We start from the raw sequence: 21,218 nt of genomic DNA, 5'->3' as shown, positions 1-21,218 counted from the left end.
TCCCGGACGGTCGGCCGCACAGGGTTCGGGGAGATCATGCGCGCAGAGGTACACCAGGTCGCCGACGGCACCTTTCTGGTGCACGGCAACCACGTCAACTGGGTGATCCTGAAGGACGGGGACGCCGTCACCCTGGTGGACACCGGCTATCCCGGAGACCGTCAGGGTCTCCTGGAATCCCTCGCCGAGGTGGGCGGTTCACCGGAGGCGGTCGCCGCCGTGCTGATCACCCACGCGCACAACGACCATCTGGGCTCGGCCGAGTATCTGCGCGCCGCCCACGGCACCCCGGTGTACCTGCACCCGGCCGAAGTGCCGCACGCGCGGCGGGAGTTCCTGCAGCAGGCCGCCATCGGCGACGTGATCCGCAACGCCTGGCGGCCGGGCGTCCTGCCCTGGGCGGCCCATGTGATCCGTGTCGGCGGCACCGACCACAACCCCGTCACCGCCCCCGAGCCGTTCCCGGGCGAGGGCCCGCTGGACCTGCCCGGCCGCCCCGTGCCCGTGCACACCCCGGGCCACACCGACGGCCACTGCGTCTACCACCTCCCCGAGGCAGGCATCGTCATCTCCGGCGACGCCCTGGTCAGCGGGCACGCGACCTCGCGGGTGAAGGGCCCGCAGATACTGCTCGACTTCTTCCACCACGACCGCGCCGCCGTCCTGGCCTCCCTCGACACGATCGGCGCGCTGGACGGGGACACCCTGCTGCCCGGTCACGGGCCGGTCCACCGGGGTCCGGTGCGCGCGGCGGCCGAGCAGGCCCGGGACCGGGCCTCCTAGAACACCGGCACGGGGCCTTAGGGTTCGTGCCATGGCCTTGCAGATCAGCGCCACGAACCCGGAGCACCCCGCGCTCCTGCTCGCCCTGCCCTGGGACGTGCCCCTGGAGGAGTGGCCCGAGGAGTACCTCGTGCCGCTGCCGCGGGGCATCTCCCGGCACGTCGTGCGGTACGCCCACGCCGGTGACGAGGTGATCGCCGTCAAGGAGCTGGCCGAGCGGCCCGCGCTGCGCGAGTACGGGCTGCTGCGCGACCTGGACCGGCTGGGCATCCCCGCCGTCGACCCGCTCGCCGTGGTCACCGGCCGCACCGACCGCTCGGGCGCCCCGCTGGAGCCGGTCCTGGTCACCCGGCATCTGCGCGGCTCGATGCCGTACCGCTCGATGTTCGAGACGACCATGCGCCCGGCGACCATGCACCGGCTGATGGACGCCCTCGCCGTGCTGCTGGTCCGGCTGCACCTGGCCGGGTTCGCCTGGGGCGACTGCTCGCTGTCCAACACCCTGTTCCGGCGGGACGCGGGCGCCTACGCCGCCTATCTGGTCGACGCCGAGACCGGCGACCTGCACCCGCGGCTCAGCCCCGGGCAGCGGGAGTACGACCTGGACCTGGCCCGGGTGAACATCAGCGGCGAGCTGCTGGACCTGGAGGCGTCCGGCGCGCTGCACCCGTCCGTCGACCCGGTGGAGTTCGGGCACGAGATCTGCACCCGGTACCAGGGCCTGTGGCAGGAGCTGACCCGCACCTCGGTGTACCCGGCGGGCAAGTACCACTACATCGAACGCCGGATCCGCCGGCTGAACGACCTCGGCTTCGACGTGGCCGAGATGCAGATCCAGCACTCCTCGAACGGCGACACGGTCACCTTCGTGCCGAAGGTGGTCGACGCCGGCCACCACCAGCGCCAGCTGCTGCGGCTGACCGGCCTGGACGCCGAGGAGAACCAGGCGCGGCGGCTGCTGAACGACCTGGAGAGCTGGATGGCCACCCAGGACGACTACGCGCCCGGCGATCCCCTCGCCGCCCGTCCGGAAGTGCTGGCCCACCGGTGGGTGCGAGACGTGTTCCGGCCCACCGTGCGGGCCGTACCGCTTCAGCTGCGCGGTGCCATGGACCCGGCCGAGATTTACCACGAACTCCTCGAACACCGTTGGTACCTGTCCGAGCGCGCCCAGCACGACATAGGCCTCGACGTGGCCGTCACGGACTACATGGAGAACGTCCTGCCCACGGCGCGAACCACCCTGGAGCCGGCCGACTCCGAGTAGCTCACTCGTGCGGGACCACGGCGACCGGGCAGTCGGCGTGGTGCAGCATCCCGTGCGCGACCGATCCGATCCGGGCGCCCACGGCCGTACGGTGGGCCCGGCGCCCGACGACCATCAGCTGGGCCCGGCCGGCCACCGACAGCAGCACCTGCCCGGCGCTGCCCATCTCGACGTGCTCGGCCACGGGCACGTCCGGGCATCTCTCCCGCCACGGCCGGAGCGCCTCGGTGAGCGCCTGCTTCTCGTAGGGTTCGAGGCCGCCCGCGTCGTCGAGGAGCTTGAGCGAGCCGGGGCTGTAGGCGAAGACCGGCGGCAGGGTCCACGCCCGTACGGCCAGGACGGCCGCGCCGCGGGCCGCCGCCGTCTCGAACGCGAACCGCAGCGTGGCCGCGCTGTCCTCGGGGCCGCCGTGCTGGCCGACGACGACGTCCCGCCCGGCGGCTTCCGTCGCCGGCTGGTCCCCGGCTCGCACCAGGACCACCGGCCGGGCCGCCTCGGCGATCACCTGCCGGCCGACCGAGCCCAGCAGGAACCCGAGGACGGGTCCGTGCCCGCGCGAGCCCAGCACCAGCATCTCGGCCCCGGAAGCGGCGCGTGCCAGCGCGTGCACGGGCTCGCCCTCGACCACGTCGACGCTCACCTCCAGCTCCGGATGCCGCTCGGAGACGACCCGCACCGCCTCCCGCACCCCTTCCGACACCCATCCCTGCTGGGTGTTCCGGTCCGCGGTGGCCAGCGACTCGGCGTACCGCCAGGCGTGCACCACGCGCAGCGGCAGCCCACGGCGCACGGCCTCCCGGGCCGCCCAGTCCAGCGCGGCCCGGCTCTCCTCGGTGCCGTCCACCCCTGCCGTGATCGGGCGTGTCATGCGTGGGGCCTCCTCGTCGTCACCGCTCTCGTGATCCTGGTGCCCACTATCGGGCACGGTCGCGCACAGTCACGACGAACTCCTCCGCGCAGGGCGAGGCGGGCGGGACCGGCGCGGAGGACGTGGGCCGCGTACTCGGCGACGGCGGGGTCTCACCGGCGACACCGCCCGCGCCACGCGCCGGCGGGCGCCGCCGACCCCGAGCACCGTGATCGGCTGGCTACGCTTCCGGCATGGCTGTGGAGTGGGAGCAGGTGATCGTCGACGCGGCCGACCCGGTGGCGCTCGGGCGCTGGTGGGTCGAGGCGCTGGGCTGGGTCGTGGTGAACGACGCCGAGGACGAGTTCGAGATCCGGCCGGCGCCCGACCGGCTGCCCGGGCTGCTGTTCGTAGCGGTGCCGGATCGGAAGACGGTCAAGAACCGGCTGCACCTCGACTTCCGCCCGGACGACCAGGCGGCGGAGGTGGCCCGGCTGCTCGCGCTCGGCGCCCGGCACGCGGACGTCGGACAGGGCGAGCGGCCGTGGGTGGTGCTCATGGATCCCGAGGGCAACGAGTTCTGCGTGCTCGGGGAGCGGCGCCCCGGCTGATCGCCGCCTGCCGTATCCCAGGGCGAACCGGGGCGATCGAACATACGATGGCCTCGAACCGGTGCGGTGGTCCCCACGACACCGACCCGTGGAATCGAGGCTCGGGGTGGGAGACGTATGGCACAGGCCGCCGACGCAGCGCGGACCGTCATCCTGACCGTGGACGACGACCCGGGGGTCTCCCGTGCCGTCGCCCGCGATCTGCGGCGGCGCTACGGCGAGTCGTACCGGATCGTGCGCGCGGAGTCGGGCGAGTCCGCGCTGCAGGCCCTGCGCGAGCTGAAGCTGCGCGGCGACCTGGTGGCGGTGATCCTGGCCGACTACCGGATGCCGCAGATGAACGGCATCGAGTTCCTGGAAGAGGCACTGGACGTGTACCCGGGTGCGCGCAGGGTGCTGCTGACCGCGTACGCGGACACCAACGCGGCGATCGACGCGATCAACGTGGTCGATCTGGACCACTATCTGCTCAAGCCCTGGGATCCGCCGGAGGAGAAGCTCTACCCGGTCCTGGACGACCTGCTCCAGGCCTGGCGCAGCAGCGCCTACCGGCCCGTGCCCAGCACCAAGGTCGTCGGGCACCGCTGGTCGGCGCGGTCGTCGGACGTGCGCGAGTTCCTCGCCCGCAACCAGGTGCCGTACCGCTGGTACTCGGTGGAGGAGCCCGAGGGACAGCGGCTGCTGGCGGCCGCCGGGCAGGACGGGCGGCGGCTGCCGCTGGTGATCACGCCGGACGGCACCACGCTGGTCGAGCCCGAGGCGCCGGAACTGGCCGCGCGGGTGGGTCTTGCGACCACGCCGACGGCCGACTTCTACGACCTGATCGTGATCGGCGGCGGGCCGGCCGGGCTCGGCGCGGCGGTGTACGGCGCCTCCGAGGGGCTCAGGACCGTGCTGGTGGAGCGGTCGGCGACCGGCGGGCAGGCGGGCCAGAGCTCCCGGATCGAGAACTATCTGGGCTTCCCCGACGGGGTCTCCGGCGCCCAGCTCACCGACCGGGCGCGCCGGCAGGCGGCCAAGTTCGGCGCGGAGATCCTGACCGCCCGCGAGGTGACGGGACTCGAGGTCAACGGCGCCGCCCGGGTCGTACGGTTCGCGGACGGCTCGGCGATCGCCGCGCACAGCGTGATCCTCGCGACCGGTGTGCAGTACCGGCAGCTCGAGGCGGCCGGCTGCGTCGATCTGACCGGCTGCGGGGTGTTCTACGGCTCGGCGCTGACCGAGGCCGCCGCGTGCCAGGGGCAGGACATCTACATCGTCGGCGGCGCCAACTCGGCGGGCCAGGCGGCGATGTACCTGTCCCGGGGCGCGAAGTCGGTGACACTGCTGGTGCGCGGCGCGGACCTGTCGGCGTCGATGTCCCACTACCTGATCCAGCAGATCAACGAGGCGCCGAACATCTCGGTGCGCCCGTACACCGTGGTGGACTCGGCGCACGGCGTGGACCACCTGGAGCAGCTGACGCTGCGTCACACCGTGACGGGGGAGAGCGAACGGGTCGAAGCGCAGTGGATGTTCGTGTTCATCGGTGCCGCCCCGCTGACCGACTGGCTGGGCGACGCGGTGCTGCGCGACGAGCGCGGGTTCATCCTCGCCGGGCCCGATCTGACCCCCGACGGGCGGCCGCCGGCCGGCTGGGAGCTGGACCGGCCGCCGTACCACCTGGAGACCAGCGTCCCCGGCGTGTTCGTGGCGGGTGACGCCCGCGCCGAGTCCGCCAAGCGGGTCGCGTCCGCCGTCGGAGAGGGAGCCATGGCCGTGATGCTCGTCCACCGGTACCTGGAACAGTCATGAACGATCGGGAACAGTCGAACGATTTGGCACAGTCGGACGGTCTGGAGCAGTCATGAGCGGGCAGATCATGCCGTGCAGTCCCAAGGAGATCGGCTCGCTGTTCCTCTTCGAGAAGCTGAGCCCCGAACAGCTGGGCCGGTTGTGCAGCGAGGGGCGGATCGAGCTGTTCCAGCCCGGCCCGGTGTACACCGAGGGCGATCCGGCCACCTGCTTCTTCGTGATGCTCGAGGGCACGGTGGTGATGTCCCGCCGGGTCGGCGGCGACGACGTGGAGGTCACCCGCAGCTCGCAGCGCGGGGTGTACGCGGGTGCGATGCAGGCGTACATCGGCGACCGGGTGCGGCAGGTCTACAACAACTCGATGCGGGTGACGGAGCCGACGCGGTTCTTCGTGCTGCCGGCGGACATCTTCGCGGACGTCATGACCGAGTGGTTCCCGATGGCCGTGCATCTGCTGGAGGGCCTGTTCTTCGGGTCGAAACGCACCCAGGCGGCGATCGGCCAGCAGGAGCGGCTGCTGGCGCTGGGCTCGCTGTCGGCCGGGCTCACGCACGAGCTGAACAACCCGGCGGCGGCAGCGGTCCGGGCCACCGCCACGCTGCGCGAGCGGGTCGCCAAGATGCGGCGCAAGCTCGCCGTGATCGCCGAAGGCCCCTTCTCCCGGGATCAGTTGGCGAGTCTGATCGAGATCCAGGAGCGCACCGCCGAACGCGTCGCCAAGGCCCCGGTGCTCAGTCCGATGGAGGCGGCCGATCGGGAGGACATGCTCACCGACTGGCTGGAGGACCACGACATCGGCCAGGGCTGGCAGCTGGCGCCGACCTTCGTGCAGGCCGGACTCGACGTCGACTGGCTGGAGCAGGTCGCGGCCGCCGTGGACGAGGAGATCCTTCCCGGGGCGATCGGCTGGCTCAACTACACCATCGAGACAGAGCTGTTGATGACCGAGATCGAGGACTCCACCACCCGGATCTCGCACCTCGTCGACGCAGCCAAGCAGTACTCGCAGCTGGACCGGGCCCCGTACCGCGTGGTGGACGTGCACGAACTCCTCGACAGCACCCTGCTGATGCTGTCCGGCAAGATCGGTGCCGGTGTCCATGTCGTGAAGGAGTACGACCGCACGCTCCCGCCGGTGCCCGCCTATCCGGCGGAGCTGAACCAGGTGTGGACGAACCTGATCGACAACGCGGTGTCCGCCATCAACGGCGCGGGCGGCACGGGCACGTTGACCGTGCGGACCGCGCTCGACCACGAGCGGCTGCTGGTGGAGTTCCGGGACACCGGGCCCGGTGTCCCGCCCGAGATCAAGGACCGGATCTTCGATCCGTTCTTCACCACCAAACCGGTCGGCGAGGGCACCGGGCTGGGCCTGGACATCTCCTGGCGGATCGTCGTCAACAAGCACCACGGGAGCCTGCGCGTGGAGTCGGTGCCCGGTGACACCCGTTTCCAGGTCGTCCTGCCGTTGACCGCCGAAACGCCGGACACATCCCTCGAGCGAGCGGAGGAAGCCGTATGAGCACCAGCGACAAGGCCCATGCGATCGACCCGGGCGTCCCGCCCAGTGGCCCCGGCTGTGTGGAGTGCGAGGAGGCCGGCGGCTGGTGGTTCCATCTGCGCCGGTGCGCGCAGTGCGGCCACATCGGGTGCTGCGACGACTCTCCCGCGAAGCACGCCACCGCGCATTACCACGCCACGGGGCATCCGGTGATCCGTAGCTTCGAGCCGGGCGAGGAGTGGTTCTGGGACTACGCGACGGATGAGTTGTACGCCTCGGGTCCGGAGCTGGCGCCGCCCGTCAGTCATCCCGCCGGCCAGCCGGTGCCGGGCCCTGCCGGGCGGGTGCCGGCCAACTGGGCGGAGACGTTGCGGGGTTGAGTCGCTGACGGCCCGGGTGGTTGCTCCGACCGTGGCGGCCGGAAGGTCCGGTCAGCGGGTGCAGTCGAGGCTGCCGGGGCCGACGGTGTCGGCGAGCGCCCGCATGCCCTTGTCGTCGGGGTGGAGGTGGTCACCACCGTCGAGGAACGGCAGCAGACGTGCCGAGTCGTGGGGGCTGCGCAGGGTGCGGTCGAAGTCGGTGACCGCGTCGAACTCGCCGCTGGTGCGGAGGAACCGGTTCACTGCCCGGCGTACGGCCTCGGCGGCCGGGTCCCATTCGGGCCGGCCCTCGAAGGGGCCGATCGTGGCGGCGGCCACGCACTTTCCCGCCGCGTGCACCCGCTCGGCGATCCTCCGGTACCCGGCGATCAGGTCCTGCGCGGTGACGCCGGTGTGCGCCTTGAGGTCGTTCACGCCCTCGAAGAGGAAGACGGTGCGCACACCGGGCAGGGACAGCACGTCCCGGTCCAGCCGGTTCAGGGCACTCTGCCCGGCGCCGTCGGCGAGCACCTGGTTGCCCGAGATGCCTTCGTCGGCGACGCCTCGGACGGGCGCGTGGGCCGTGTTCAGGCGCCGGGCCAGGTAGTCGGTCCAGCGGCGGTCCAGGTCCGCGGTGGAGTGCCAGCCGTCGGTGATGGAGTCGCCGAGCGCGACGACAGCTCCGGTGGCGCCGAGGGACGGCCGTACGGACACGGCGTCGAGGTACCACCAGGAGCCCGTGGTCTGCGTCCAGTTGGTGCCGCTCTCCTCGGCGGTGTGGTCGCCCCGGCCGGTGTAGGAGGTCTGCATCGCCAGCCAGTGGCCGGTCGCCGGGCCTGCCGCGGCCGGGGTGTGCAGGCTGACCGCCAGATCGGTGCCGGCGCTCAGTCGGCGGTGCAGCGGGTCGCTCCAGGCGGTGGCGCCCGCCGGGACGGTGACCGTGGGGACGCCACCGAAGGTCAGCCGCCGGTTGCTGCCCGGCCGCAGGGCGGCTCCCGCGCCGCGCACTCCGGCGTAGACGCTGTCGACGGTGAGCGGCCGGTCGCCGAAGGCGTTGCTCAGCCGGACGCGCAGGTCGTCGCCGCCGACGCTGGTGTGCACGATCAGCCGGTAGCCCTGTCCGGCGGTGCCCTCGCCCATGCGGTCGGCGCTCGCCGCCCAGGTGACGACCCCGGAGGCGTGCTCGGCGGTGGCGGGCAGGGCGGCCGCCCGGGCGGGCGCGGACTGGCAGACGACGGCCGTGAGCAGGGCGGCGGCGACGCGGCGGACGCGTCCGAACCGGCCGGTCATCACACGAGGCCCCGAAGCGTGACGGACCCGCCGGGTCGCACGCGGTCCGTCCGGGACGTGCCTGCGTAGCCCACGCAGGTCATGGTCCCGCCACCGCCGCCAACATGCATCTCGGGGCCGGTCCGGTTCGGTGCGGGCGGCAGCAGGGCCCGGCGAGCGGCCCGGGCCGGCCCCGGCCATCGGGCAGACGCCCCCATATCGCCGTCCGCCGAGGGGCGGGCGGGACGCGGGCGGTCGCCGGGGAGGCCGACCGGGGCACATCCACTCCTCCAGAAGGCCGGGCTTGGCGATCCGTGCGGGTAGGACGCGGCGACCGGCACATCAGGCCGGCGGTCGGGCGCGGGCGCTGTCCCGGTTCCGTGGCGGAAGCGGTCGCCCGCACGGCCGGGAGCCCCGGAGGCGGTTGAGGTGATCCGGGCCGCACCGGAACATGCGGATGCCCCGCGCGAGGCGGGGCATCCGGTGGTGCGGCGGCTGCGTCAGTGACGGGCGGCCGGCGTGTTGGCGGCGGTGACGTTGACCTCGGCCCACGCCTTGTCCACCGTCTTGTACTCGGTGCTGTTCGCGCCGTACAGGTCCTTGGCCGCCTTCAGCGTCGCGACGCGCGCGTCGTGGAAGTCGGTCGTGGAGACCATGTAGCGGGTGAGCGCACGGTAGAAGATCGCGGTGGCCTTGGTGCGGCCGATCCCCTTGACCGTGGAGTGGTCGTAGGTCGGCGAGTTGTACGTGACCCCGTTGATCGTCTTGCTGCCGCTGCCCTCCGCGAGGAGGTAGTAGGCGTGCGAGGAGACACCGGACCCGGCGTGCACCTCGGTGTCGTACACGGCCGGCGACCAGTAGTCGATCGTGCCCTCGAGCTTGTCGAGCGAGGGGTGGTCGAGGCGGCGCAGGAACTTCTGCGCGAGGCCCAGCTTCTCGCCGATCAGGTAGTCCGGCGTGTCCTTGGAGTTCTTGGCGTAGAACTCCACGTTGGAGCCGAAGATGTCGGCGAGCGACTCGTTCAGCGCGCCGGGCTCGCCGTACTGGTTGCCCTGGGAGTCGACGTAGGTCGGCTCCAGCTTGGCGGTGGCGTCCACCACGCCGTGGGTCAGCTCGTGGCCGGTGACGTCGAGGACGACGAGCGGCTTCTTGAACATCTGGCCGTCGCCGTCGCCGTACAGCATGCAGTTGCAGGTCGGGTCCCAGAAGGCGTTCGCGACCTTCTTGCCCCAGTGGACCATGCCCTGGGCGGCCTTGCTGTTGTTGGCTATGCCCTTGCGCCCGAAGGTGCTCTTGTAGAAGTCCAGGGTCTTGGTGATGCCGTACTGGGCGTCCGCGGCGGCGCTGGCACGGTTGCCGGTCGTGCCGTTGCCCCACACGTTGGTCGTGCCGGTGAACTTCGTGCCCGAGCCGAACTTCTCCGTGTACGAGCCCTTGGCGTCGCGCGTCTCGGTGCCGTACCGGCTCGGGTCCTTGAGCTGGTAGTGGCCGCGCGAGGTCGCCGTGGTGGTCAGGCCCACGTTGCCCACGAAGAGGGTCTTGCCGGTGCCCTTGGCGGCCGACGGGTACCGCGTGGCGCCGGAGACGCCGGAGCCGAGGAGCGACTCGGGGGCGGCAGAGGCGGCGCCGGTGGCCGGGTCGATGGTCTCGCCGTGCCTGCGCAGGCTCTCCAGCACCTTCGGCGACAGGAACTCGTCGCTGTCGGGCGTGTTGCTGCGCACCTTGCCGGTGACGGCGTCGATGACGACGGTGCTGGTGCCGTTCTGGTCGGTCACGGTCACCTGGTAGGCGAGGGCGGAGGACCCGCCGCGCGCGTCGACGACGAGCTGGGCGGTGCCCGCGTCGCCCTTGGCGGCCTGGGCGGCCTTGGCGGCGGCCTGGTCCGCGCTCAGCTTGGCCTTGGTGCTGGCCGGCTCGACGGCGTGACCGGCGGCGCGGGTCACGCCGGTGTAGGCCAGCTTGTGGTCGAGGTGGACGATGAGGTCGCCGCCGAGCACGGGCATGCCGTCGTGCGTGCGGACGAACCGGACGTGCCGGGCGCCCTCGGGGTCGAGCATCACGTCCTGCGCGTGCAGTTCGTCGCCCTGGGAGACGCCGGTCGCCGAGGCGTGGGCGAAGGCCGCGGTGCGCGCCGCCTCGACCACCGCCGTGGCGTTCGTGGTGGCGGACGCCGAGGACCGCTCCACCCCCGTGGAGGGACCCGCGAAGGCCGTTCCGGCCAGGCCCGTGGCAGCGGTCGTCACCGCGATGGCGACGGCGACGCTGCGTATGTGGGGTCTACGCAAGGGTCAGTGTTCCTTCGTTCGAAGGCAGCCGGGATCACCAACCGCCTTGGCACGTGACGCTGTTCCGCGTCACGGGGGCTGGTCGGGCCCCAAGGCGCAACCCTTACGGATCAGTCATGTCCACGTAAAGACGGAATGATCGATTTCGCGACCTTCTATGACAATCCTTTACATATGCGCGCCACAGAGTGATCACTGACTGACCAACTGTGTGTCGGCTGTGGAGACGTGGACTCGATCCCCTAGGTTCCAAGGCCGGAATGTGACCGATGTCGCATCACACCTCGTATCTCCTCGGAACGCTGAAGGCGGGTGGCGGATGGTCTCGGCAACGACGGGGCGGGGCGCGGTTCTCGGGGCGGTCGCGCTGTCGCTCCTCGTGGGCCCGGCGTGGGCCGCGACGGAGCAGACGGAAAGGCCGGACGCCCGGCCCGCGGCTCCGCGGGCGGCGCTGCCGGCACCCGACACCGCGGGCCTCGCCGCGGCGCTGCGGTCCGCGGTGGCGCGGGGCGCGCCGGGCGCCCTGGCCCGCATCGACGACCACGGCCGGACGTACGAGGCGACCAGCGGACTCGCCGACCTGAGCACACGACGGGCCATCGGTGCCGGCGACCGGTTCCGCGTCGGCAGCATCACCAAGACCTTCTCGGCCGTCGTCCTGCTGCAGCTCGCCGACGAACGACTGCTGGCGCTCGACGCGCCGGTCAACCGCTATCTGCCCAGGCTGCTGCCGGACGACCGCATCACGGTGCGCCAGCTGCTGAGTCATCGCAGCGGCCTGTACGACTACACCGACGACCTGTTCGCCGACAGCGTGTCCGGCTTCGAGGCGGTGCGGAACAAGGTTTTCACCTACCGTCAGCTGGTCGCCCTCTCGCTGAAGAAGCCGCGCACCAACGCGCCCGGCGCCGCGTACTCCTACTCCAACACCAATTTCGTGGTGGCCGGCATGCTCATCGAGAGGCTCACCGGGCACTCGGTGCGGACCGAGTACGAGGACCGCATCGTCAAGCCGCTGAAGCTGCGGGACACGTTCTATGTGCATCCCGAGACGGGGATCCCGGGCCGGTACGCCCGCGGATACCTCACCCCGGACAAGGCGGGCGAGCCGCTGGTCGACTCCACCGAGCAGACGGTGTCCTGGGCGCAGAGCGCCGGGGCGATCATCTCCAGTGCGCGGGATCTCGACGTGTTCTACGGCGCGCTGCTCGAAGGCAGACTGCTGTCCGCGGCGCGGCTGGAGGAGATGGAACGCTTCACGCGGGTCGACGGCACGACGTGGTACGGGCTGGGGCTGCGGCGGCGTGATCTCGCGTGCGGGGTCTCGGTGTACGGGCACACGGGGGTGGTGCAGGGGTACTCCACGTATGCCTTCGCGTCGAAGGACGGAACGCGGAGTCTTACGGCCATGGCCGACACGTCCAACAACGGGAAGGCGTCGGATGCGTTGGCAGGAGCGCTGGATTCTGCGTTCTGCGGGAAAGGGGGGAAGACGGACAAGGGCTAGGGGCTTGCTCGTCGTTGCCGGGTACGACCCGGAACCTTCTCAGACGTGTCGGGCGTTGTCCCTTGTGTGACGAGCGAATTGGCGCCTGGCGGTAATGTGCCGCTGCCCGGTGGCGTGGCGCTGCTCCGGGTGGCCGGTGCCTTCGACGTGTCCGCGCTCGTCACCGGGGCGGAGGGCAAGGTCGGGTCGGACGCCGACTTCGTGTTCTACAACCAGCCTCGGGCAGCGGGCATACGACTGCGCGGAGACACGTTGACCGTCGAACCGGCCCGGCTGCGCGGTGGCGCCTCCCGGGTCACCGTCGTGGTGAGCGCGGCCGAGCCCGGCACGCCGCTCGGGCGGCTGCCCGCTCCCCGGCTGGCGGTCACGGACGGCTCCGGGCGTACGGTGGCCCGGTTCACGCCGCCCCGCCCCGGCCCGGAGACGATGCTGCTGCTCGCCGAGGTGTATCTGCGGCCAGGCGCCGGCTGGAAGCTGCGGGCGATCGGGCAGGGGTACGCGGACGGGCTGGCCGGACTCGCCCGGGACTTCGGAGTGCAGGTCACGGACGACGGCGGACACACGACGGCCACCGCGACGCCCCCGAACCACCCGGCATCTCACGGCCCCGCCACGGGGCCCACCACGACCGACCCGACCAGACCGTCCACCCACCCGACCACCACCGGCCCACCACCGCCCCGCCGCCCCACCATCACCGGCCCTCCAGGAGCGCCCCCGCGGCCCGCCATCACCGGCCCGGCCACACCCTCCGTCCCGCCCACCACGACCGGCCCCCGCGCACCGTCCGGCCGACCCGGTGTCGGGACACGAGGAGCGCTCCGTCGGCCCACCGCCACCGGCACACCAGGACCAACCCCTCGGCCCACCATCACCAGCCCACCAGCACCGTCCCTCGGCCCCACTGTCGCCGGCCCGGCCACACCCTCCGTCCCGCCCACCACGACCGGCCCCGAGGTGCCCTCCCGTCGGTTCGTCGGAGGCGCCGGAATCGGCGACTTCCTCCGTCTCGTCAACTCGGTGCGCACGCAAGCCGGTTCGCCGCCGGTCGCCCCCGATCCGCGGCTCGACTCCGCCGCCCGCTCCCATGCCCGGGCCATGGCGGAGGCCGGGCGGCTCGCGGGTGAGGGGCGGGACGGGGTTTCGGTGCACCAGCGGATCAGCGCCGCCGGATACGCGTACATCACAGTCGGCGAACACCTCGTCTCCGGGCCGCGCAGCCCGGCGGAGTTCGTGGAGTACTGCCTGGAATCGGCTCGTTCCCGGCGCACCCTGCTCGACCCGGCCTTCCGGCATGCCGCCCTGGCCCACGCCGACGCCGGCCACCGGTACTGGACCGCCCTGTGGGCCGCTCCGCTCACCCCGGACGCGCTGTCGCGTGCGGCCGCCGAGGTCGTCGCGCTCACCAACGCCGAGCGGGGCCGGGCCGGTCTGCCCCCGCTGGCGGCGGACCTCCAACTCACGGCCGCCGCTCAGGCACACTGCGCGGACATGGTGGCCCGCGACTTCTACGACCACGTCGCGCCGGACGGCTCGCGGCCCTGGGACCGGGCCGCCGCGGCGGGGTACCGCAGGCGCACGATCGGCGAGAACATCGCCTGCGGCCAGCGCTCCCCCGCCGAGGTCGTGGACGGCTGGATGAACAGTCCGGGGCACCGCGCGAACATCCTCAAGCGGGAGTTCGGCCACATCGGCGTCGGCTTCGCGGGCGGCGGCCGGGCGGGCACGTACTGGGCCCAGCTGTTCGGTGGCTGAGCGGTTTCTTTCCCCGATCTTGGCGGAACAACATCCTCCGGGACACCATGCCCCGCATGAAGGGTGATCTCTTTTCCAGTGCGCACGTGGTCCAGCCGGCCGTGGAGCCGGGCATGTCCGTCGAGAACGCCAAGTGCATCAAGTACGCCGTGGACGGCGAGATGTACGCCCGCCAGGGCGCGATGGTCGCCTATCGGGGGGACCTGAAGTTCGAGCGCAAGGGGCAGGGCGTCGGCGGCATGCTGAAGCGTGCGGTCACCGGCGAGGGGCTGCCCCTCATGGCGGTGCGCGGGCAGGGTGAGGCCTGGTTCGCGCACGAGGCGCAGAACTGTTTCCTCGTCGAGGTCGAGCCCGGCGACCAGTTCACGGTCAACGGCCGCAACGTGCTGTGTTTCGACGCCTCGTTGTCGTACGACATCAAGACGGTGAAGGGGTCGGGCATCGCCGGCGGCGGCCTGTTCAACAGCGTGTTCAGCGGGCAGGGCCGGCTCGGTCTGGTCTGCGAGGGCAACCCGCTGGTCATCCCGGTCTCCGCGCAGTCCCCCGTGTACGTCGACACCGACGCGGTGGTCGGCTGGACCGCACATCTGCAGACCTCGCTGCACCGCTCCCAGTCCATCGGCTCGATGCTGCGCGGCGGTTCCGGCGAGGCCGTGCAGCTGATGCTCCAGGGCGAGGGCTTCGTCGTGGTGCGCCCGAGCGAGCTGACCCCGCAGAAGGCCCAGCAGCACTGAACCTTCACAGGGTGATCCACGTCGCACGGGCAACCCCCGTCGCCGTACCCGCGTCTTGACCGGCAACAGACCGACACGCCCCGGTCCCCTCAGGCCGGGGCGCATTTTCGAGACCCTATACACGCGATGTATACATACCGTGTATAGAAAGGCACGCTACGCATGTACGGCAAGGCTTTCGCCCCGGAGTACCAGGGCGCCCTGACCACCCTGTCCGTGAATTCCTCGCTGATCGATGTGCTGACGGAGGGCACCGAGAAGCTGCGCGAGGCCGAGCGGTCCGGGCTCCCCGCGGAGGCGGCCCGCTGCGGGATCGCCGTCGCCGAGGCGCACCGGCGGCTCGGCCACACGGCGGACGCGGACCGGGCCTGGAAGGCGAGTTACCGCGCCGCCCGCGCGGCCGGTGACACCGCCGCGATGGCGTGGGCGCTGTGGAGCGGCGGCACCCTCGCCCGGCAGCGCGGGGCCTTCCCGCTGGCCTGGCGGCTGCTGGGGCTCGCGGCCGAAGTCGGCGAGCGCGGCGGCGACATCGTTGTCCGCGGCTACTCGCTGGCCGGCCTCGCGGAGACCGGCCGGATCCAGGGCGACTACGCGGCGGTCGGCCGGCTGCACGAGCAGCTGCTGGCCGAGGCCCGTCGGCGCGGCGAGGCCCGGCACACGGTGTGGGCGCTGGAGGGGATCGCGCAGATGCACCGCAACACCGGTGACCACGACCGGGCGTACGCGCTGTTCGAGGAGGCGGCGGAGATAGCCGAGCGGGCGGAGGACCGGCGCGGACACGCCTGGGCGCTGCGCGGCCTCGCCGACATCCTCTCGGTGCGCGACAAGGACACCGAGCGGGCGCTGGAGCTGCTGTCCCGTGCGGAGGCCTCCTGCCGGGCGATGGACCTCTCCAGCGCGCTCGCCTACAACCACAAGATGCGCGGCAACGTCCTGTACCGGGCCGGGCGTTACACCGAGGCGCGGGATCTGTACGAGCGGGCACTGGAGGAGTTCCGCGCGATGAGCGAGCCGCGCGGCGAGGCACTGGCGCGGCTCGGGCTGGCCAAGTCGCTGGCGCAGCTCGGCCGGGACCGGTCCGAGACGGCGGCCGAACTGGCCCATCTGGCAAGGACGTTGGAGCAGAGTGGACTGAGGCACGCCCGGGAGATGGTGGCCCGGGCCCAGGAGGAGTTCGGTCTCGACGCGGAGGTCGCCCGATGACCACCATACAGGCCGCACCTTCCACGTCCGAAGTCCTCCTCCGTTGCCGGGAGTTGGTGCAGCCGGCGCTGCGGGAGGCGGTCGGCCGGCTGCATCCGTGGGTGGCCGAGATGGCCGGGTACTCCTTCGGCTGGTGCGAGGTCGGCGGGGCGCCCGCCGCCGCGCCGGGCGGCAAGGGCGTACGGCAGGCGCTGGCGGTGCTCGGCGCCGAGGCGGCGGGCGCCGACGGGCGGGCCGGCGTCCCGGCAGCGGTGGCGGTGGAGTTGGTGCATGCCTTCTCGCTGCTGCACGACGACATCATGGACGGCGACGCGACCCGGCGACGCCGCCCCGCCGTGTGGAAGGCGTACGGCACGGGCCCGGCCGTGCTCGCCGGCGACGCCCTGTTCGCGCTGGCGGTGGAGACCCTCGCGATCGCGCCGCGGGGTGCCGGGGCCGTACGGCTGCTGTCGGCGGCCCTCGCCGACCTGGTGCACGGACAGGCCGACGACCTGCTGTTCGCCACCCGGCCCTGGACCGGCCCGGAGCGGGTCACCCCCGAGGAGTACCGGTCGATGGCGGAGGGCAAGACCGGCGCGCTGCTGGGCTGTGCCGCCGCGCTGGGCGCCCTGCTCGGCGGGGCGGGCGAGGCCACGGCCGACGCGCTGGACCGGGCCGGACGGCAGCTCGGCGTCGCCTTCCAGCTGGTCGACGACGTGCTGGGCATCTGGGGCGACCCGGCCGTCACCGGCAAGCCGGTGGGCGGCGATCTGCGGCAGCGCAAAAAGACGTACCCGGTGCTGGCGGCACTCGGCTCCCCGGCGGCCCGCGGACTGCCCGCACTGCTCGACTCGCCGGACCGGGCCCCGGAGGCCGCCGCACTGATCGAGGCGGCCGGCGGCCGTGCGGCGGCCCTGGCCGAGGCCCGCGCGCACACGGCCACCGCCCGCACGCTGCTCTCACAGACACCACTGGCCACCGACGCGGCCGGCAACCTGCTCCGGCTGTTGGACGTCCTGGCAGGCCGCGAACTGTAGGCCGACTCGAAAACCGCCCGGGGCGAGCCGCGCCCGGCTCCCCGGCGGCCCGCACACCACCCGGACCACCCGACACCCCGCAACGGACCCCGGAGACCGCCGCACTGACCAAGACGGCACCGCCCACAGCCAGAACGGCCGGCAACGACCTCCGGCTGCCGGACGTCCTGGCAGGCCGAAGCGAAGTACAGGCCCACTCGAAAACCGCTCGGGGCGAGCCGCGCCCGGCTCCCCGGCGGCCCGCACACCACCCGGACCACCCGACACCCCGCAACGGACCCCGGAGACCGCGGCACTGACCAAGACGGCACCACCCACAGCCAGAACGGCCGGCAACGAGCTCCGGCTGCTGGACGTCCCGGTGGGCCGCGAGGTGTGGGCGGGCGGCGAAACCATGTTGACCTCGGGAGTCCGTGCGGGTCAGGGTGCGGTCGGCGCGGCTCTCAACCCCGCGCCGGAAGGGTGAAGCACCTTGATCGGCATCAAGGAGATCGAAGCCGCGGCGGAGCGGATCGACGGACATGTCGTGCGGACGCCGACCGTGCCGAGTCCGGGTCTGACCGACCTCCTCGGCGTCCCGGTCACCGCCAAACTCGAACTGCTCCAGCGCACCGGCTCGTTCAAGGCACGCGGGGCGACGGCGAAGCTGCTGTCGCTCAGCGAGGCCGAGCGGGCCGCGGGCGTGGTCGCGGTCAGCGGCGGCAACCACGGGATCGCCCTCGCGGTGATGGCCGCGGCCCTCGATGTGAAGGCGACCGTGGTCATGCCCCGTACCGCGCCCGAGCGTTCCATCGCGCTCGCCGAGGCCGCGGGGGCGCAGGTGCGGCTGACCGACGGCATGGACAGCGCCTTCGAGCTGGTGACGCGGCTCAGGGACGAGGGGCTGACCCTGGTCCACCCGTTCGACGACCCGTTGGTGATCGCCGGACAGGGCACGGTCGGGCTGGAGCTGGCCGAGGACGCGGCAGACGGGCTGACGGACGTCGTGGTCAGCATCGGCGGCGGCGGGCTGATCGCCGGGGTCGCCGCGGCCCTCGCCGCCAGACGTCCCGGGGTCCGCGTCTGGGGTGTGGAGACCGAGGGCGCCGAGGCCATGTCCGGTGCGCTGAAGGCGGGCGGACCGGTCCCGGTGCCCTTGTCGTCCCTGGTCACCACGCTCAGCGCGCCCTCCGTGTCCCAGCTGACGTACGACCATGTGTCGCCGCTGGTGGAGGAGGTGCTGGTGGTGCCGGACCGGGCGGCGGTGCACGGCTCGCTGGAGCTCGCCGAACACGCCAAGGTGTGGGCCGAGCCGGCCGCGGGCTGTCTGCTGCCGGCGGCCCGGCAGGTCGTGGCCCGGGTCGGCGACGGCGCCCGGATCGGACTCGTGGTGTGCGGCGGCAACACGACACCACGGGAACTGACCGGCTGGGCAGAGCGGTTCGGGCTGCTGTGAGCCAGGGCCGCTCCCGGGCATTTACCCTCGGTTACCCGCAGGTCGAACGACCCCCGGGTGCGGCCATCCCAAACTCGCAAGCCCTTTCGAAGAATTGAATGAAAGGCAGGATCGGCACCGGACTCACGGATTCTTTGAACGCACCCCGGCACGCCCCGCGTACCTCTGTAGGACACGAAACAGGGGTTTCAGCGAGGGATGACCATGACCAAGGCGCACGTCTCCGCACACGAGCTGGTCGCCGGGCGGTACCGGCTCCTGGAGGTCTTCGCCCGCGAGACGAACCGCCTGTGGTGGTACGCCGAGGACGTGACGGCGGAACAACCCAGGCTGGTGGCCCAGACCACCCTGCCGGAACCCTCCGCCGACGACACCGCGCGCCGGATCACGGCCCGCGTCGTCCGCACCTCCGAGACGATGCGACTGCTGTGCCCCGGCCAGATCGCCACGGTCGTGGACGCCGTGGTCGAGTCCGGCGTCCTGTGGACGGTCACCGAGTGGATCGACGGCACGCCCCTCATCGAACTCCTCGACCGTGAGGGCCCGTTCAATGTCGCGCGGGCGGCCCGGACCGGCCTGGAACTGCTCGACGTGCTGCAGGCCGCGCACGACGAGGGCATCACCCACGGCGAGCTGAGCCCCGGCCAGGTCTTCGTACGGGACAGCGGCCCGGTCGTCGTCACCGGCTTCGGGCTGGCCGGCGCGACCCTGGTGCCACGGCTCACGGCACCGTCGTACGCCTCGCCCGAGCAGGCCCGGGACGAGCGGATCGGACCGGCCGCCGACCTGTGGGCGCTGGGTGCGCTGCTGTACACGATGGCGGAGGGCCGGCCGCCGTACCGCGACCGCGGCCGGCCCGACGCCACCCTGAAGGCCGTGGACCGGCTGCCGCTGCGCACCCCGTTGCGCACGGGTCCGCTCACCCAGGCCGTGCAGGGGCTGCTGCGGAAGAACTCGCGGGAGCGGCTGACCCGGCCGGTGGTCCGGGAGGCCCTGATCCGGACCCTCGACGAGGACGCCGACGCGGACCGGGAGCCGGCCCCCGTGCCCCGGCTGCGCGGCGCGTACGGCGGGGTCCGCCTCGCCGGGCGGGAGTGGAGCAGAGGGATCCTCGCGGCCGGTACCGCGCTGGCCGTGGTCACCGTCGCCGTCGCGGTCCTGGCCGCGGCCCATCAGCTGCCGGGCTTCGGCACCGCGCACGCACCGGCCCGCCCCACCGCGTCGGCCGGCCCGCACACCGGCGGCAGCGCGCCCGCCTCCCCGACCCCGGCTCCGAGCGCCTCGCCCGCACTGCCGGCCGGCTATCACCGCTACACCGCTCCGGAGGGCTTCTCCGTCGCCCTGCCGGACGGCTGGAAGCGGCTGACCACCTCCCGGGTCTCCGGCGCCTATCGCGTCACCTTCGGCCGGGACGGCACCTCGCCCACCCTCGCCGTCACCCACAGCGAGCGTGTCGGCCCGGATCCCGTGGCCGTCTGGCGGGACGACGTCGAGCCCGGCCTGCAGCGGCTCCCCGGCTACCACCGCGCCGGCACCGTCCGGGCCACCACGTACCAGGGGTACAGGGCGGCCGACCTGGAGTGGCTGGCGGGGGCGGGGGACGCGCGGGTGCACACCTTCGGGCGCGGCTTCCTGACCGGCGGCGGCGACGGTTTCTCCCTGCGCTTCACGACCCCGGCCGCGACCTGGGACGTCGCCGCCAACCGGCTGGCGCTGAGGACGTTCCTGCAGACGTTCCGGGTGCCGCAGGACTGACCGGCGCCGGTGGCTCGTTTTCCGGCCGCCGCCCCGGGGACTCGCCCCGTATGCTGCAAATCGGATACACGATGATGACCGAGCAGGCAGGGCCCCGGGACCTCGTGGACCACGTCGTCCGGGCCGAGGAGACCGGGTTCGACTTCTCGGTGATCTCCGACCACTACTTTCCGTGGCTGCGTTCGCAGGGCCACTCCCCGTACGCGTGGAGCGTGCTGGGCGCCGCCGCCCAGGCCACCTCGCGGATTCCGCTGATGAGCTATGTGACCTGCCCCATCCTCCGCTACCACCCGGCGATCGTGGCGCAGCAGGCGGCCACCGTACAGCTGCTGTCCGAGGGCAGGTTCCGGCTCGGGCTGGGCGCCGGTGAGAACCTGAACGAGCATGTGGTGGGCGGCGGCTGGCCTCCGGTGGACGTGCGTCACGAGATGCTGGAGGAGGCCGTGGGGATCATCCGCGCGCTGTTCGAGGGCGGCCATGTCACCCATCACGGGCCGCACTACGACGTGGAGTCGGCCCGGCTGTGGGATCTGCCGGAGGAGCCCCCGCCGATCGGCATCGCCGTCTCCGGCGACCAGTCCTGCAGACTGGCCGGGCACCTCGCCGACCTCGTCATCGCGACCGAGCCGGAAGCGGGGCTGCTGGAGGCCTTCGACCGGCACGGCGGCAGCGGCAAGCCCCGGGTCGGCCAGCTGCCGGTGTGCTACGACGCCGACCGGGACACGGCGGTCAAGCGCGCCCACTCCCAGTTCCGCTGGTTCGGCCTCGGCTGGAAAGTGAACGCCGAACTGCCGCACCCCGACTCCTTCGAGTCCGCGACGCGGTTCGTGGACGAGGACGACGTCGCCGCCTCCGTCCCGTGCGGTGACGACCCCGATGCCTTCGTGGAGGCCGTACGGCCGTACGCCGAGGCCGGGTTCGGGGAGATCGCGCTCGTGCAGATCGGCGGCGACGCGCAGACGGAGTACCTGGACTGGTCGGCGAAGACCCTGCTGCCCGCGCTGCGGGAGGCCTTCGGCTGACGCACGCGGACGGCGCCGTGACGGGTCCGCCACAGGTCCGCCCATACCTGGCCAATGCGCCCCTATAGGCTTTCC

Annotated in this window: 17 protein-coding genes; 14 read left to right on the top strand and 3 right to left on the bottom strand. The window is 72.5% G+C overall.

Features of this window, described 5'->3' with window-relative positions:
• Nucleotides 1-36 precede the first annotated feature (36 nt).
• Together SRB17_RS28380 and SRB17_RS28375 are read left to right on the top strand one after the other, a co-directional pair.
• Nucleotides 37-783 carry an MBL fold metallo-hydrolase gene (locus SRB17_RS28380; protein ID WP_153542924.1) on the top strand — a complete coding sequence of 249 codons (747 nt, stop codon included), beginning with the start codon at nucleotides 37-39 and terminating at the stop codon, nucleotides 781-783.
• Between the two features lie 31 nt (nucleotides 784-814).
• Nucleotides 815-2,050 carry a DUF4032 domain-containing protein gene (locus SRB17_RS28375; protein WP_153542923.1) on the top strand — a complete coding sequence of 412 codons (1,236 nt, stop codon included), beginning with the start codon at nucleotides 815-817 and terminating at the stop codon, nucleotides 2,048-2,050.
• A gap of 1 nt (nucleotide 2,051) precedes the next feature.
• On the opposite strand, the gene SRB17_RS28370 is transcribed toward SRB17_RS28375, so the two are convergent.
• On the bottom strand, nucleotides 2,052-2,918 hold the full coding sequence (locus SRB17_RS28370) for a universal stress protein (protein ID WP_153542922.1): 867 nt from the start codon (nucleotides 2,916-2,918) through the stop codon (nucleotides 2,052-2,054).
• Between the two features lie 233 nt (nucleotides 2,919-3,151).
• Here SRB17_RS28370 and SRB17_RS28365 point away from each other — a divergent pair, with 233 nt between their 5' ends.
• From SRB17_RS28365 to SRB17_RS28350, 4 genes are all read left to right on the top strand, one after another.
• Nucleotides 3,152-3,508, top strand: a complete 357-nt coding sequence (locus SRB17_RS28365; protein ID WP_153542921.1) for a VOC family protein — start codon at nucleotides 3,152-3,154, stop codon at nucleotides 3,506-3,508.
• 117 nt (nucleotides 3,509-3,625) lie between these two features.
• Nucleotides 3,626-5,302 (top strand): FAD-dependent oxidoreductase, encoded by a 1,677-nt coding sequence (locus SRB17_RS28360; RefSeq protein WP_153542920.1) that lies wholly within the window; start codon nucleotides 3,626-3,628, stop codon nucleotides 5,300-5,302.
• Between the two features lie 52 nt (nucleotides 5,303-5,354).
• Nucleotides 5,355-6,824, top strand: coding sequence for an ATP-binding protein (locus tag SRB17_RS28355; protein ID WP_153542919.1), 1,470 nt, complete (start codon nucleotides 5,355-5,357; stop codon nucleotides 6,822-6,824).
• A complete protein-coding gene (locus SRB17_RS28350; RefSeq protein ID WP_153542918.1) occupies nucleotides 6,821-7,183 on the top strand; it encodes a UBP-type zinc finger domain-containing protein in 363 nt (120 codons plus the stop codon). Before SRB17_RS28355 ends, SRB17_RS28350 begins: the two co-directional genes overlap by 4 nt.
• Before the next feature lie 51 nt (nucleotides 7,184-7,234).
• Here the strand turns inward: SRB17_RS28350 and SRB17_RS28345 are convergent, their stop codons facing one another.
• Both SRB17_RS28345 and SRB17_RS28340 read right to left on the bottom strand, forming a co-directional pair.
• The gene (locus SRB17_RS28345) at nucleotides 7,235-8,452 is read right to left on the bottom strand and encodes an SGNH/GDSL hydrolase family protein (RefSeq protein ID WP_153542917.1); all 1,218 of its coding nucleotides are present in this window, start codon (nucleotides 8,450-8,452) and stop codon (nucleotides 7,235-7,237) included.
• 479 nt (nucleotides 8,453-8,931) lie between these two features.
• Nucleotides 8,932-10,716: a M4 family metallopeptidase gene (locus SRB17_RS28340; RefSeq protein ID WP_153542916.1), complete on the bottom strand. Its 1,785-nt coding sequence runs from the start codon at nucleotides 10,714-10,716 to the stop codon at nucleotides 8,932-8,934.
• A 319-nt stretch (nucleotides 10,717-11,035) separates the two neighbouring features.
• Here SRB17_RS28340 and SRB17_RS28335 point away from each other — a divergent pair, with 319 nt between their 5' ends.
• The 8 genes from SRB17_RS28335 (at nucleotide 11,036) to SRB17_RS28300 (ending at nucleotide 21,143) form a co-directional block, all read left to right on the top strand.
• Nucleotides 11,036-12,223 (top strand): serine hydrolase domain-containing protein, encoded by a 1,188-nt coding sequence (locus SRB17_RS28335; RefSeq protein WP_153542915.1) that lies wholly within the window; start codon nucleotides 11,036-11,038, stop codon nucleotides 12,221-12,223.
• Between the two features lie 66 nt (nucleotides 12,224-12,289).
• On the top strand, nucleotides 12,290-13,978 hold the full coding sequence (locus SRB17_RS28330; RefSeq protein ID WP_323376336.1) for a CAP domain-containing protein: 1,689 nt from the start codon (nucleotides 12,290-12,292) through the stop codon (nucleotides 13,976-13,978).
• Nucleotides 13,979-14,034: 56 nt separating this feature from the next.
• Nucleotides 14,035-14,712, top strand: coding sequence for an AIM24 family protein (locus SRB17_RS28325; RefSeq protein ID WP_153542914.1), 678 nt, complete (start codon nucleotides 14,035-14,037; stop codon nucleotides 14,710-14,712).
• A 162-nt stretch (nucleotides 14,713-14,874) separates the two neighbouring features.
• A complete protein-coding gene (locus SRB17_RS28320; RefSeq protein WP_153542913.1) occupies nucleotides 14,875-15,915 on the top strand; it encodes a tetratricopeptide repeat protein in 1,041 nt (346 codons plus the stop codon).
• A complete protein-coding gene (locus SRB17_RS28315; protein ID WP_153542912.1) occupies nucleotides 15,912-16,931 on the top strand; it encodes a polyprenyl synthetase family protein in 1,020 nt (339 codons plus the stop codon). Before SRB17_RS28320 ends, SRB17_RS28315 begins: the two co-directional genes overlap by 4 nt.
• 472 nt (nucleotides 16,932-17,403) lie before the next feature.
• The gene (locus SRB17_RS28310) at nucleotides 17,404-18,366 is read left to right on the top strand and encodes a threonine/serine dehydratase (protein ID WP_153542911.1); all 963 of its coding nucleotides are present in this window, start codon (nucleotides 17,404-17,406) and stop codon (nucleotides 18,364-18,366) included.
• A 198-nt stretch (nucleotides 18,367-18,564) separates the two neighbouring features.
• Nucleotides 18,565-20,121: a serine/threonine protein kinase gene (locus SRB17_RS28305; protein WP_153542910.1), complete on the top strand. Its 1,557-nt coding sequence runs from the start codon at nucleotides 18,565-18,567 to the stop codon at nucleotides 20,119-20,121.
• Nucleotides 20,122-20,171: 50 nt separating this feature from the next.
• Complete coding sequence (locus SRB17_RS28300) at nucleotides 20,172-21,143, top strand: LLM class F420-dependent oxidoreductase (protein ID WP_153542909.1); 972 nt, start codon at nucleotides 20,172-20,174, stop codon at nucleotides 21,141-21,143.
• Nucleotides 21,144-21,218: the final 75 nt, after the last annotated feature.

It is taken from the genome of Streptomyces sp. RB17, assembly GCF_009604455.1.
Lineage (GTDB): Bacteria > Actinomycetota > Actinomycetes > Streptomycetales > Streptomycetaceae > Streptomyces.
The sequence above is the reverse complement of the archived record's forward strand: the minus strand, read 5'-3'. Positions and strand labels throughout refer to the sequence as shown.